Annotated in this window: 6 protein-coding genes; 2 read left to right on the plus strand and 4 right to left on the minus strand. The window is 65.9% G+C overall.

The features are described 5' to 3' along the window. The first annotated feature begins 139 nt into the window (after positions 1-139). Positions 140-7,606 (plus strand): non-ribosomal peptide synthetase, encoded by a 7,467-nt coding sequence (locus KCH87_RS17690; protein ID WP_210587076.1) that lies wholly within the window; start codon positions 140-142, stop codon positions 7,604-7,606. A gap of 79 nt (positions 7,607-7,685) precedes the next feature. Continuing rightward, positions 7,686-9,536 carry a siderophore-interacting protein gene (locus KCH87_RS17695; protein ID WP_210587077.1) on the plus strand — a complete coding sequence of 617 codons (1,851 nt, stop codon included), beginning with the start codon at positions 7,686-7,688 and terminating at the stop codon, positions 9,534-9,536. A gap of 74 nt (positions 9,537-9,610) precedes the next feature. Here the strand turns inward: KCH87_RS17695 and KCH87_RS17700 are convergent, their stop codons facing one another. Genes KCH87_RS17700 through KCH87_RS17715 form a run of 4 tightly spaced genes read right to left on the minus strand, consistent with a single transcriptional unit; the run spans position 9,611 to position 14,206 of the window. Next, positions 9,611-9,862, minus strand: a complete 252-nt coding sequence (locus tag KCH87_RS17700) for a phosphopantetheine-binding protein (RefSeq protein WP_210587078.1) — start codon at positions 9,860-9,862, stop codon at positions 9,611-9,613. A 56-nt stretch (positions 9,863-9,918) separates the two neighbouring features. Further along, positions 9,919-10,776 (minus strand): class I SAM-dependent methyltransferase, encoded by an 858-nt coding sequence (locus KCH87_RS17705; protein WP_210587079.1) that lies wholly within the window; start codon positions 10,774-10,776, stop codon positions 9,919-9,921. Further along, the gene (locus tag KCH87_RS17710) at positions 10,773-12,536 is read right to left on the minus strand and encodes an ABC transporter ATP-binding protein (protein ID WP_210587080.1); all 1,764 of its coding nucleotides are present in this window, start codon (positions 12,534-12,536) and stop codon (positions 10,773-10,775) included. Before KCH87_RS17710 ends, KCH87_RS17705 begins: the two co-directional genes overlap by 4 nt. Beyond that, entirely contained in the window at positions 12,533-14,206 is a 1,674-nt protein-coding gene (locus tag KCH87_RS17715) for an ABC transporter ATP-binding protein (RefSeq protein ID WP_210587081.1), read from the minus strand. Before KCH87_RS17715 ends, KCH87_RS17710 begins: the two co-directional genes overlap by 4 nt. Between the last annotated feature and the right edge of the window lie 227 nt (positions 14,207-14,433).

Raw genomic sequence — 14,433 nt, forward strand, 5'->3', positions numbered from 1 at the left:
GCGTTTCCCGGACAGCGCTTCGACAGTGCTGGGGTGGGCGGCACCACGTTGTGAAGGTTAGCCTAACCTTCATTAAGGTTGCAGTGATCCTTGCCCCGGTCGGCTCGACCTGGTCTCAAGAGAAGTGGGTGTGCTTCCGTTGACGACTTTCGATCGTGTGGAGTTGACTGCGAGCCAGCGGGGCAATTGGGTGGCACGGAAGCTTGCTCCCGAGTCCTCGGTATTTTGTGCGGGTCAGCTGATCTGGCTGAAGGGCCCGGTCGATCCGGCCCTGTTCGCGTCCTCGGTCAGTGTTGTTTTCGCAGAGACCGACGCGTTGCGGGTACGTTTCGGCGACGACGACGGTGTCCCTTTTCAATACGTCGACACCACCACGACACTCTCGACAGAGATCGTCGACGCCGGCCACGGCGACGACCAGATCCGGGTACTGGCCCGCGGGCAACTCACCGCAGCACCAGCCACCGCCGCCGGGGAACCGACGACGAAGTCGACCCTTGTCCGTCGCGAGAACGGCACCTGGGCATGGATCCTGATCACCAACATCCTGCTCGTTGACGGCTACAGCATCTCTCTGTTCATCCGCCGCGTCGCCGAGGTCTACTCCGCACAGCAGGCCGGCGACCCGGTCCCGGACCGCTGGTTCGGCACCCTGAAAAACATCACAAACACCAACAAGCACAACGATTCCAGCGCCGAAGTAGACGTCACGTACTGGAGCAGTGTCCTCGGGGTCGAGAACACCAGCCAGGTGGAGGACTTGTCGGGAGTCTTCGTATCCTCAAGCCAACCAGTTGTCGTCCCGATACCCGACGACACTTACTCGAAGGTTCAGCAGTTCGCCCGCACGGCACGGGTCTCCTGGACCGATTCCCTGATCGCGCTGTGGGGCGTCTATACCGCTCTGGTCGACGGTCGTGACTGCGTGGCGGTCCGGGTTCCTCTGATGATGCGAGACGATCGCGAATCATTGAAAACACCGAGCGCGATCTCAAGGGCAATCCCGGTCGTCACCGAGATCAGCCCGTACGACACCTTCGAAAGTGTCCTCGATATCGTCGCAAACCAGCTGAAGACTTCCCGGCGTTACACGACTGTTGAAGATCATCAGATTGCCCGTCTGTGGCCAGGCGGCCAGGCTTCGTATCTCGCGCTCCCGACGATCAACATCAGACTCTTCGAATCGATGCCGCGCCTGGGCGACATCGACGCGATCCCTGAAACAATCAGCACCGGCCCCGTCGGATCACTCGACCTCGCGATCTACCGCCACCCCGACACCGGAATCCGGCTAGAACTGTCCACAGGCTCCACCACCGGCAACCCACTCCGGCACGCCGAACAATTCAGCCGTTTCCTCAACACCGCCCTCCACGGTTCCCCCACCCAGACCCTGCACCAACTGAGCACCGGATTCACACCCGATGGTGATGGTCCGGACTCGACGTGGGCACGAGGCGAGACGCTCGATGTTGCGCCCGCGACAGTGGACGCACTGGTGCGCCACCGGGTCGCGGCCGATCCGGACGCGGTCGCGGTCGTCACCGACAACGGCACCGAACTCACCTACAGCCAGTTCGATGCACGGGTCAACGCTCTCACTCACCTCCTGATCGATGAGGGCGTGCGGGTCGGGGACCGGGCCGCGATCGCCATGACGCGCTCAGTGGACCTGGTCGTGGCGCTTACCGCAGTAATGCGCGCGGGAGCGGCCTACGTGCCAATCGATCCGGGATACCCCACAGAACGCATCAAACACATCCTCGACAACGCCGCACCCAGCGTCGTGATCACCGACCAACACACCGCCGAAACACACAAAAAGGCACTGGGCGAACATCCCGCACCACTACTCCGCATCGATGACCGCGACATACAGCAGCACCTGGCCACCGGCCAGAAAGCCGCCCCTGCTCTGACGCGGCCGCTGAACGACCTCGACGCTGCCGTGGTGATCTTCACATCGGGAACGACAGGCAACCCGAAAGGCGTCGCCGTTTCGCACCGTGGCCTGGTGAACCGCCTCGCATGGGGTCACCAGGTACTGGACTACAAACCAGACGATGTGGCGCTCTCGAAAAGTGGTGTCGGTTTTGTCGATGCCGTGACCGAGCTGTTCGGGCCGATGATCGCCGGTGCCCGAATCGTGGTCGTGCCCGCAGAAACCGCGCAAGATCCAGCCGGCCTGCTCGACACAATCGTCCGACACCGCGTCACACATCTGCTGACCGTGCCCAGCCTGGCCGACGTCCTCGTCCGCCACGACGACGCACCCACAGCGCTGACCACGATCCGGTCCTGGATTTCCTCCGGTGAAGCACTCACCCCGGGCACCGCGACCACCATGCGCACGACCGCACCACAAGCAATACTGCACAACTTCTACGGTTCAACCGAGGTTACCGGCGATGGCACAGCAGCCATCATCACCGACAACACCCCGATCGGTGCACCGGTCGCGAACACGACAGCGCACGTTCTTGACGCGTGGCTGCGCCCGGTGCCGGTCGGTGTGGCAGGTGAGCTCTACCTGGGTGGAGTGCAACTCGCCGACGGATACGTCGCACGCCCGGGCCTCACCGCTGACCGATTCGTGGCTGATCCGTTCAGTGACAACGGCGCGCGGCTGTATCGCACCGGCGATGTCGTGCGATCGAACTCCCAGGGACAGTTGGAGTACCTCGGCCGCAGCGACGATCAGGTGAAAATACGCGGATACCGGATCGAACCCGGCGAAATCCGCGCCGTCCTCGAACAACACCCAGCAGTGTCAGGCGTCGCCATCACCGCCTTGGACCATCCCGCCGGCGGAAAATACCTCGCCGCATACATCACCACGACCAGCACCACGGATGCAGTGCGGTTCGACGCACTCCGTGAGCACCTGGCACGATCGCTGCCGGACTACATGGTCCCCGCAACGTTCACACGCCTGGACCGATTCCCGGTCACCGCCAACGGGAAGCTCGATCGCCACGCATTGCCGCAACCAGACCTCGGTGCGGGTGCAGCCGATGGCCGGCCACCGCAAACCGCCACCGAGATCGCCCTCGCCGGCATCTTCCGCGATGTGCTACACCTCGACAACAACACCGATCTCGGCGTGGGCAGCGACTTCTTCCGCATTGGCGGACACTCACTGCTCGCCACACGAGTCGTCGCACGCGCCAACGCACTGCTCGGCACCGCACTCACGTTGCGGGATGTCTTCGACCACCCCCGCATCAGCGAACTCGCCCGAATCGCCGACACCACCACCGCTACCACCGAGACGTCCAGCACACGAATCGGCGACCTACCACGCCCAGCCGTCCTACCAGTCTCATACGGACAGCAAGCACTTTGGCTGATTGGTCAGTTGGGTGGGCCGGGTGGGCGGTATGTGGTGCCGGTGGTGCTGCGTTTGGGCGGCGATCTGGATCCTGATGTTCTGATCATGGCGGTACGGGATGTGGTGTCTCGTCACGAGGCGCTGCGCACGCTCTTGGTGGAGAAAGACGGCACGCTACGTCAGGTCGTCATTCCAGCGAACGAAGCGGCCGACAGGCTCTCTCTGCTCGTTGAGGATGTCACGGGTGTGGATGCTGCCGGCGTGGATGCGCGGGTGGGCGCGGTGGTGCAGGCCGGGTTTGATCTCGCGGCCGACATCCCGATCCGTGTCGCGCTGCTACGCGCCGGCGCTGACGACTGGGTGTTCGTTGTCGCGGTACATCACCACGCAGTGGATGAATGGTCGTTCCCGTCGCTGCTGAGCGACCTGTCGACCGCTTATCAGGCGCGGGCCGCAGGGCAGGAGCCGGTATGGACGCCGTTGCGGGCCCAGTACGCGGACTACGCGATCTGGCAACGCGACGTCCTGGGTGAGGCGTCGGATTCGCGTTCACTGCTTTCCCAGCATCTTGCCTATTGGCGTGACGTCCTCGCGGATGCGCCCGAGGAGTCCACGATCACGCTGGACCGGACCCGACCGGTGGCACCGACCCACCGCGGTGCGGATCTGCGGTTCACCATCGATCCACAGGTCGTGACCGGCCTGCGTCAGGTCGCGGATGAGCAGGGCGTGAGCATGTTCATGACGCTCCAGTCTGCGACCGCGTTGACCGTTTCGGCGCTGGGCGCCGGTGCGGATGTGGTGATCGGTTCACCGGTCGGTGGACGCACCGAGGACGGCCTGGAAGACCTGGTCGGATACTTCGTGAACACACTGCCGATCCGCCATCGGTTCGACGCCGGTGACTCGATCACCGACGTTCTGCAGAACACCAGACGAACGGTACTCGGCGGGTTCGAGCACCAGGCCGCACCCTTCGAAGAAATCACCCGTGCGCTGGGCACCGAGCGATCCGTTGGCCGTAACCCTCTCTTCCAGATCATGCTCACCCACCGCGTCGCTGACAGCCGCCGCGCGAATGGCCTGCACATCGGGAATGTCACGACGACACCGAGTCCCGCGGCGGTAGGCGCGGTCAAGACCGATCTCGACCTTGACATCTTCGATTCGCTCAACGATCTGAAGGGGAAACTCTCTTACGCGACCGATCTGTTCGATGGTGCTACTGCTGAGCGGTTTGTCGCCGTCTTCAAGTCGGTGCTGGAGACGATCGCTGCCGGTCCAGAGGCGCGGGTCGGTGACATGGACCTGTTGCCCGCACCGGAGTCGCGACAACTCGATGCGTGGTCGTGTGGTGAGACGCTCGATGTTCCCGGGGCGACTCTTGACGAGTTGGTGCGCCGGCAGGTCGCGGCGAGCCCGGACGTGGTCGCGGTCATCGCTGACGACAGCACTGAACTCACCTATGGCGACCTTGATGCGCGGATCAACGCTCTCGCCCACCTCCTCGTCGAGGAGGGCGTGCGGGTCGGGGATCGGGTCGCGGTCGCACTGCCGCGCTCGGCCGATCTGGTGGTCGCTCTGGCCGCGGTGATCCGTGCCGGGGCGGCGTATGTGCCGATCGACCCCGACTACCCCGCCGAACGCGTCAAGCACATTCTTGCGGACGCCGAACCACGTGCGGTGATCACAGACCGGCACACCGCCGGTGTTCATCATCATGTGCTCACCGATCATCCTGTGCGCAACCTGTTCATCGACGACGAATTGGTGCGGCAACACCTCGATGCCGGCGTGATCGACCCACCGCAGGTATCGCGTCCGCTGCTCCCGGCGGATGCCGCGTACGTGATCTTCACTTCCGGCACCACCGGACGCCCCAAAGGCGTTCAGATCACCCACCGAGCAATAGTCAACCGACTGTTGTGGATGCGTGATCTCTACCGGATCGGTGCGCCGGATCGGGTGCTGTTGAAGACCCCGTTCACGTTCGACGTGTCGGTGTGGGAGTTCTTCCTGCCGCTGGTCACCGGCGCAGTGGTGATCGTGGCGCAGGAGGGCGGACACAAGGATCCACAATATCTGCTCGAAGTGATTGATCGTCGCGCGGTGACGATCACTCATTTTGTGCCGTCGATGCTGCAGGCATTCCTCACCTCGGACGCGGACCGGACGTCGGTGGATTCGGTACGACGAGTGTTCTGCTCCGGCGAGGCATTGCCCGTGTCTCCCGCCGCCGGTGCCGTTGCGCTGTTCGAGAACGCGCACTTGCACAACCTCTACGGGCCGACGGAGGCGGCCGTGGATGTGACCGCTCACCCGGTGGTTCAGGCCGAGCTCGTCGATGCGGTGGGGGTGCCGATCGGTGTTCCGGTGGCGAATACGACGGCGCGTGTTCTTGACACGTGGTTGCGTCCGGTGCCGGTCGGTGTGGCAGGTGAGCTCTACCTGGGCGGGGTACAACTCGCGGATGGATATGTGGCTCGCGCGGGCCTGACCGCTGACCGATTTGTGGCTGATCCGTTCAGTGACCAGGGCGCACGGTTGTATCGCACGGGCGATGTGGTGCGGTGGAACTCCCAAGGGCAGTTGGAATACCTCGGTCGCAGCGATGATCAGGTGAAAATACGCGGATACCGGATCGAACCCGGCGAAATCAGTGCCGTCCTCGAACAGCATCCAGGAGTGTCGGGTGCGGCGATCGCCACCTTGGATCACCCGGCCGGCGGAAAGTACCTCGCGGCATACGTGACCACGGCCAGTGCCACGACGGCCGAGGACGCGGTGCTGTTCGACGCGCTGCGCGAGCATCTCGCACAGTCGCTGCCGGACTACATGCTGCCCGCGACGTTCCTGCGCCTGGACCGATTCCCGGTCACGGCGAACGGGAAACTGGATCGCCGCGCGTTGCCGCAACCGAGCCTGGCTGCCGGCACAGCCGACGGCCGGCCACCGGAAACCGACACCGAGATCGCCCTCGCCGGCATCTTCCGCGACGTACTGCACCTCAGCGACGACGTCGACCTCGGCGTGGACAACGACTTCTTCCGCCTGGGTGGCGACAGCATTTCCGCGGCACGACTCGTTGCCCGCGCTCGTGAGCACGATCTGACGTTCAAACTGTCCGAGGTGTTCGTGCGACGGACTATCGGCGCCCTCGCCGCGCTGCTTGCGCCGTCGACGCACGGCGCCATTTCGGCCGAGCCGGTTCTTGTGCCGACTTCTGCTGCCCTCGAGCGCTTGCGCGAGGCGGACGCCGCGCCCGATGAGTACGTCTTCACCGAGCTCATCAACTTGCCCGCGCGGTCGACGAGCGAATCGGTCGCCTCGTCTTTCCGCTCACTCGTCGCCAACACGGACGCGCTTCGCCTGTCAGTCGACGCTACCGGCCGGCGGCTCTGGTTCACCTACCTCCTACCTCCAGAAACAGTCCAGCCCCAGACCGTGGAGCTGACCGCCGACACGAACGTCGACGTTGACGCAATCAGGTCGGCCGCCGTTGATCTCATTGACATCTCGACCGGCCGCCCGGCTGCCCTCGCATTCACACACAACCCGGAACAGACGGTCGCGGTGCTCGCCGTCCACGCGGCAACCGTCGACCGAGCCTCGCTGCACCGTCTGGCGGAGGCACTTCAGCAGGCGGTGTCCGGCGTAGCAGAAGTGTCCCGCCCACCAGCGCTCGTCCCTGCGCTCGAAGCAATCGAAGCAGCCGGCGACGCGGTCGCCACGGACGGCCTCGATCGCTGGAAGGGCCTTCTCGCCCGAGCCCAGACGATCGACGTACCCACCTTTGCTTATGCCACCGTCTCCACCTTCCGCTGGGACAGCTCCCTCACCGAAGGCGTCGTCAGCAAAGCCATCCGCAACGCGCTCCACTCAACAGGAATCGCACCGCTGATCGGCGGCGTGGTCGACGAAGACGTCGCGCTGACTCCCGATGACAACACGATGTCAGTCGGTCCGTTCACCGCGGCCGCCACCATCGCTCTCGACGAGGCCGAGCCGACCGGGACCGCCGAGCTGGCACTGCTGCGCTACCACAACAAGGCCGGACGCCGAGCATTGCGGCGTGCCCCCTCGCCCGCGGTGATTCTCACGCGGGTCTATGGGCCGGACAGCGGGTCACCAACCCCAGAGGGCACCGAGCAGTTGTATCGCGCGGTTGTCCGTTATCACATCGCCCCGGACACGACAACGATCACTTTCCTCGGCTTCGCGGAAAAAGTGGTCACCGATCTCCGAGCAGCTCTGGCAGACCAACTCCGTCATTAGGTTAGGCAATGCTAAGCTTTGGTGTCTGACTATTGGCAGACCGCGTTTCGGTACGCCACCTGCTCGATGAGGAGTCGCCGTGCCGCGTCGTGCTCGCCCCAGCGTCGTACACACCATTGTCCTGCGGGAGTTGGAGGTGGCGCGGGTTGTCGATGTCACTCCCGGGATGCGCCGTGTGACCCTGACCGGTGATCAGCTGGGATCGTTTACCGGAAGCGACGGTACGACCTTCCCCGAGTTCGCCAGCGAGGGTTTCGACGACAATGTCCGGTTGATCTTCCCGTACCCCGGGGAAAACGAGCCAGTGGTCCCGGTCTACAAGGACGGCAAGTACAGGTGGCCGGCCGACCCGCCGGCGCTGTGGCGGGTCTACACGGTACGACGTTACGACGCGCAGGCTCGCGAGCTCGACATCGACTTCGTGAAGCATGGTGTGGGCGTCGCGACGACGTGGGCGTACCGGGCGAACCCCGGCGATCGCCTCCACGTCGGGGGACCTTCGGTCTCCACCAGGCGGCCTGAGGGTTACGACTGGTACCTCGTCGTCGGCGACGACACGGCCATCCCGGCGATCGACCGGTTGCTCGGGGAACTGCCCGACGAAGCACAGGCCGAGGTCTACATCGAGGTGGCCGAGGAGTCGCACCGGATCGACTTCCCGGAACGCCCCGGTGTCGAGGTGACCTGGGTCGTGCGGAACGGACTGGCAGCGGGATCCAAGCCATTGCTGCTGCGGGCAGTACGCGAGGCCGGCCGGCGAGAGGGCTCGATGTTCGCTTGGCTCGCCGGGGAACAGTCCGTAGTACGTGATCTGCGGCGGTATCTCATCGAGGAGCGCGGTGTCGACAAGTCCGACATCGACTTCACCGGCTACTGGCGGCGCGCAGAGGTTGTGGCGTTGGACGAAGACCCCGCCATGCCGGACCCCGAGCGCAACGACGAGGCCTTCGAGAAGTTCCACGAGATGTCCGAGTTGCTTCCGCCGTTGGCGATTCGGGCGGCCGCGAATCTCGGCATCGCCGACTGCATCAGCCGCGGAGTGCGCACCGTACCCGCGCTCGCACTGCACACCGGCGCGAACGAACGCTCCCTGGCGAAGTTCTTGCGGTACCTGCGGGCGATCGAACTCCTGGAACAAGAAGGCGATGGATACAAGCTCAGTGAGACCGGCGAGTTTCTGACCAACGAGTCCGTGCTCGATCACCTGGTTTCCGGCGGGGTCGACTTCCGCATGTCGCAGGCCTTCTACGGTCTTGAAGCGGCGGTCCGCCACGATCATCCGGTGTTGGAGTCGGTGACCGGCAAAGATTGGGACGCCCTCCGCAGCGATGCGACCTTTGAGCACAAGCGTTTGGAGGACAAGTCCCGGTTCGCGCAGGTACTCGCCGAGCCGCTCGCGAAGTCACCCGTGCTCGGGGGCGTCGGCAAGGTGGTTGTCCACGCAGCTGGTGCAGTGGTCCACGCCGACTACCTCACTGCGGGGCATCCGGAGGCGACGGTGACCATCGTGGCGCTCCCTACCGCGGCGGATTGGTTCCGCAGGGACATTCCGATCAGCATCGCGGATGCGACGCGACGCGACCGGATACGGATTGTCGAGCAGTCGGTGTTCGAAAAGACCGAACCTGCGGACGCCGTACTGATCATCGACACGCTCGGGCAGTATCGTGACGCGGAGGCGAAGCTCATTCTTCAGCAGGCCGCTGCGAGCCTGAGCCCCGGTGGCCGGGTGCTGTTGGTGGAGGACACTTTCGATCTCGACGAGTTGGACGAACATGACGCAGAACTCGACATTCTGCGGTTGACGCTCCACGGGTCTGGATACCGCACCGAGGACGAACTCGAGGCGGTCATTGCCGGCGCCGGATTGACAGTGATCGCGACGTCGCTCGTGGGGTGGGGTAACACGTTGCGAGTGCTGGCGCCGTGACCTGAGGTTGTGGGCCCGCCGAGCAGTCCGGCCGGGTCGTCCACGACGAGCCCGGCGACCGCCCTACCGCAGGGTCATGAAGCCACTTCGTCACCAGCTTGGAGCTTCTCCATGACCTCGATCCAGTGACCCAGTCGCGAGTCCTCGGCCAGGGTGATGAAGTCGATCCGGTCCACCCCCGCGGTGCGCCACCGCTCCACCAGATCCATGAGGCGCACCGAGTCCATCCCCTGGTCGCGGAGGCTCAACTCGTAGTCGATCTCCGCGGGTTCGAGGTACAACACGTCGGCGACGTCGGCGATCAACTGCTCGGTGCTCAGGCTCATCAGGACTCCTCGTTCATTGCTTGCCCAACCTCTTTTGACAGTTCCAGCCGGCTGTGTCACACGGTGGCGATCAGCGCTTCCTCGCCGCTGTACGGTCGTAGGCCGTCGGTCCGGCCCGCGAAGTAGCGATCGGCCAGGTCGGTTGCCGAGACGTGTTCGGCGTCGGCGAAACCTGCTTGTCGCGCCAGTTCGATGATCTGGCCGGGAGTGTAAAAGCCGATGAACGGCGTACCGGCCCGCCGAGCACCCTCCCTGGAAGCTCGCCGAATCTGTACGTCCTCGGGCGCGAGATCTTCGAGATGACGGAAGAACGTAAGGATCAGCGAGGAGCCGGACGGCAGACTCGCCACCCGCTTGAGGGTCGCCGTCGTGGCCTCTTCGGTCAGATACATGGTGACCCCCAGCCAGGACACCACCGCGGGACGTGAGGTATCGAATCCCGCCGCCTGTAGCCGATCCCACCAGTCGTCATTCGCTTCGAAATCGACCGGAACCAGGCGCAACCAATCCGGGATGTCATATCCGAGTTCGATCAACCGGCTCCGCTTCCATCCCTGCGTCTCCGGCTGGTCGATCTCGAAGACGGTCATGGTCGAGCCCGCATCGGGATGACGCTGAGCGTAAGTGTCCAAGCCCGCGCCGAGGATCACGTACTGATCCACGCCGCGGCTCGCGGCCTGCGCCACCAGGTCCTCGGTCAACCGCGCCCGCCCGACGATCGTGGCGCGCTTTCCTCGCGAGTCGCCAGGGACCATGTCTCCGCGCTCGCGCCATCCGTCGTCGTCCTGCGCCAGCCGGGCACCCAGGACGTCCTCAAGGACGTGCGGCGGCTCGTCCACCTGTGTGTGCAAGGCGCGCCACAATGCGGTCCGTACCGCTGTGTTGTCCGGCGTGCCGACAACATTTCCCGTCATGAGTCAGTCCTTCCAAGCTCGTTGTTCATGCTCCGTCCGGCCTCCCACGCGCTCCACAGCCCGCCGTACACCCCACCAGCGGCGACCAGCTCGTCATGTGTTCCGGTCTCGATGATCCGGCCGTGCTCCATGACGACGATCCGGTCACAGGTCGCGGCTTGGGAGAGGCGATGCGCGATCACCAACCCGGTGCGACCACGCAAAGCCGCCTCGGCGGCACGGTCCAACAACCCCGCATGGGTGGAGCCGGCCTCGGCGGTCGCCTCGTCGAGGATCGCCAGTTCCGGGTCGGCGAGCAGTAGCCGGGCGAGGGCGAGCTGTTGAGCCTGTGCATCGGTGAGCGGATGCCCGCCGGTGCCGATCATCGTGTTGAGATCGTCCGGCAGCAGGTCGAGCAGACCGGCAGCCCCGGTGGCGTCCAGCGCTGCGTGGATGTCGTGGTCGGTGGCCCCGGGGGCGCCGAGCGTGAGATTGTCCCGCAGGGTGCCGGCGAACACGTGCGTCTCTTGGGTGATCAACGTAGTTCGGCCGGGCTGGGCCACCGTCCCGGCGTCGGGTAGATGGATGCCGGCGATGACGGCGGCAAGCGTCGTCTTGCCGGCCCCGGAGGCGCCGACCACAGCGACGCGCTGACCGGTCGGGACGTCGAGGGTGAGGTTGTCGAACACGCGGGGGCCGTCGCCGTAGCTGAACGCGACCTCGTGAAGCCGCACGGCGATGCCCGTGTCCGCTGTCGCTGTCGGCTCGCCCGCTACCTCCGGGATGGTGGCGACCCCGATCATGCGGCTGAGCGATGCGAGGGCCGACTGGAGGTCGTCGACGACGTACAGCAGCTCGTTGATCGGTCCGAGCAGGCGCAGGACGATCAGCGTCGCGGCGGTGGCGCCGCCGACGGTGGATGCGTCCGCCTCGATCAGGACGAAGCCGACGACGAGGACGGTGGCCAGGCTCAGACATTCGCCGAGGTTCAGGCGGAGGCTGAGCATGGCCATCACGGTGCGCGCGCGGAGTGTGTGCACCGCGACGCCCCAGGACGTGGCCATCACGGTGTGGTGCCGCTGCTCGGTGAGCCCGAGCCCGAGCACGGTGGCGTAGCCGCGCTGGGACTCGAGGATCTGCTGCGCCCGCGCGCTCATCGCCGCGCGTTCGGCGCCATATACCCGCGGGCCGACGCGGAGATACCAGCGCATGACGAGTACGTAGACCGGCAGTACGACGGCGAACGCGGCGGCGTACGGCCATTCCAGTGCCGCAAGCCCGCCCAGCGACGCGACGATGGTGAACGCGCTGACGGTGAGCGCGGGGATCACGGCGGGTGCGGCATCGGCTACCGCGGTGACGTCGTCGCTGGTCCGGGAGATCAGGTCCCCGGTCCCGGCGCGTTCGACGATGTGCTGCGGGAGTGTCATGGCGCGGCCCACGAGCTGTTCGCGCAGCGCGGCGAGGATGGTGTGGTAGACGCGGGTGGCGAGCACGATCGTCACCGCGGTGCCGACCGCGCCGAGAACTGCCGAGAGCGCCATGACGGCCGTGACCGTCAGCACGGTGCCGAGGTCAGCGGTACCAGCCTGCACCCGGTCGACGAGGAACCCGATGATCACGGGCGGGATCAGGTTGACACCGGTGCTGACGATCCCCAGCACTCCGACAGTGGCGAGCCGGAGCCGGTGCCCGCGGCTGAGCCGCCACACCTCCCTGGCTGTCTCCCTGCTGCCCGCGACCGGCAGCGCGTGCCCGGTTGCCGCGGATGCCCCGCTCATGGCGTTGTCCTTACGCGCACCGGTGCGTCCTCGAGCAGGTCGACGACGCGGTCGCAGCTGCCCAGCAACGCGGGGGAGGAGGTGATCAGCAGAGTCGAGCGGCCCGCGCGGACGTCACGCAGCCGCTTCGCGATCGTGTGCTCGGTGACCGAGTCGACCGCCGTGGTCGGGTCGTGCAGCACGAGCACCGGCGCGTCGCTCGCCAGGGCGCGGGCAAGCGCGAGTCGCTGGAGCTGGCCGCCGGAGAAGCGATTGCCGTCCTCGCCGACCGGGAGGTCGAGATCGGCGGCGAAATCACCGCATGCCGCAGCTCGTACCGCAGCTGTCACCAGGTCGGGTGCGGCCGCGGTGGCGGTGAGATTGTCGCGGATCGTTCCGCTGAACAGCATGACCCGGTGCGGGGTGAACGTGACCCGGGAGCGGTACTCCTGCGCGGTCAACTCCCGCGCGGCGATGCCGTCCAGCCGCACCGCCACCTCGCTGCCAGGCCCGCGTGGATCCAGCAGCGCCTCCGCGACGCGGGCAGCGGTCAGGTCGTCGGTGCGCACTCCCACGAGTTCGCCGGGCTCCACCCGGATCGTCGCGCTGGGCGTGGACACCTCCAGCACCGGCAGCTGCCCAACCACCGGCCGCGCCGCGTCGTCAGGCTCGGGCGTCACGGCGACGTCGGTCTTCAGCACGTCGAGGATGCGCGCGGACGAGGCGCGGGATCCGGCGAGGTTGGGGATGGAATCGTTCGCGATCGACTGGATCTGCGGCAGCAGCGCCTGAGCGAGGCCGACGGCGGCGATCAGCTCGCCGATGCTCAGCTGCCCGTCCACGGCGAACCAGCCCGCCAGCCCCATCACCGCTGCGACGAATGTGCCGGTGACCACACCGGAGCCCATGAGAAATCTCCCCAGCAGTCCCGCATTGCGCTTGGCGCCGACCAGCGTCTCCTGGCTTGCCTGCCGGTACCTGCTGGTCGCCTCGGCCTCGGCGCGTATCCCCTTGACCACCCGATAGCCGGCCACGACATCCGTGGCCAGTCCGACTGTGGTGGCCAGCAGTCCCTGGTACTCACGGGTGTCCCGGGACAGCCGTTCGCTGAGGATGCCCATCAACCACACCGCCACCGGCGCCCCCACCAGCACCGCGAGCCCGAGTAGCCAGTGCGTCGTCAACAGCGACACAGCGATGAATCCGATGGTCGTGATCCTCGCGATCGGCATGATCACGAGCTGAACCCCGTTCGCCAGGCGGGCGACGTCGTTGGTCATCACCGAGACGACGCCGCCGCCCGGCGCGTGGACGCTGCCGCCGACCGGATGCAGTACGCCGGTCGAGAGGGTGCTCCGGAGGCGGTGCTGCAGCAGCTGTATCGCATACGCGGTCAGTTGGACAGCGAACTTCGCCGCCACCGTCAACACGATGTACAAGGCCACCAGTACGCCAAGCCACAGCACCAACTGCCCCGCGTTCCCGGTTGCCAACGCCCGGTCGATCGCAAGGCCCATCACCACTGGGACCGCAGCCTCGCCCACCTGCCACACGATCGCGGCCAGCGCCGCAGGAACGGAGACCCGCCGCACCGAGAGGATCACGCGCAACAGGAATCGACCGGCCGTGGTCCCCGAGCCGGCCTCGAACGGCTGGACCTCGGGCGGATCGGTGGGCGCCTGCCAAAGCACAGGTATCCGACGGGTCAAAGGTCCCCGCCCCAGCCCCAACGGGTCGGAGTGCGAGGCGTTCCTCATGGCCGCCCCCGGTCCGTGCCCAGCAGCAGGATGTCGGTGTGCTGAGTGAGCGCCGCAGCCACCCACACTCGCTGTTGCCGGGCCCCGGAGAGTTCGTCTTCCTGGAACGACCTGTCCGGGATCGAACACCAACAGGCCGTCGTCGCGGGGCGGTTGTCGTA

Origin of the sequence: Streptomyces sp. GESEQ-35, from assembly GCF_017948485.1 — a bacterium.
Lineage (GTDB): Bacteria > Actinomycetota > Actinomycetes > Streptomycetales > Streptomycetaceae > Streptomyces.

Excerpts from the sequence above, each read along its gene's own strand:
- KCH87_RS17700 (WP_210587078.1), bottom strand. The coding sequence starts at position 9,862 with ATGAGCCTGAGCACCGAGCAGTTGATCGCCGACGTCGCCGACGTGTTG.
- KCH87_RS17705 (WP_210587079.1), bottom strand. The coding sequence starts at position 10,776 with ATGACGGGAAATGTTGTCGGCACGCCGGACAACACAGCGGTACGGACC.
- KCH87_RS17710 (WP_210587080.1), bottom strand. The coding sequence starts at position 12,536 with ATGAGCGGGGCATCCGCGGCAACCGGGCACGCGCTGCCGGTCGCGGGC.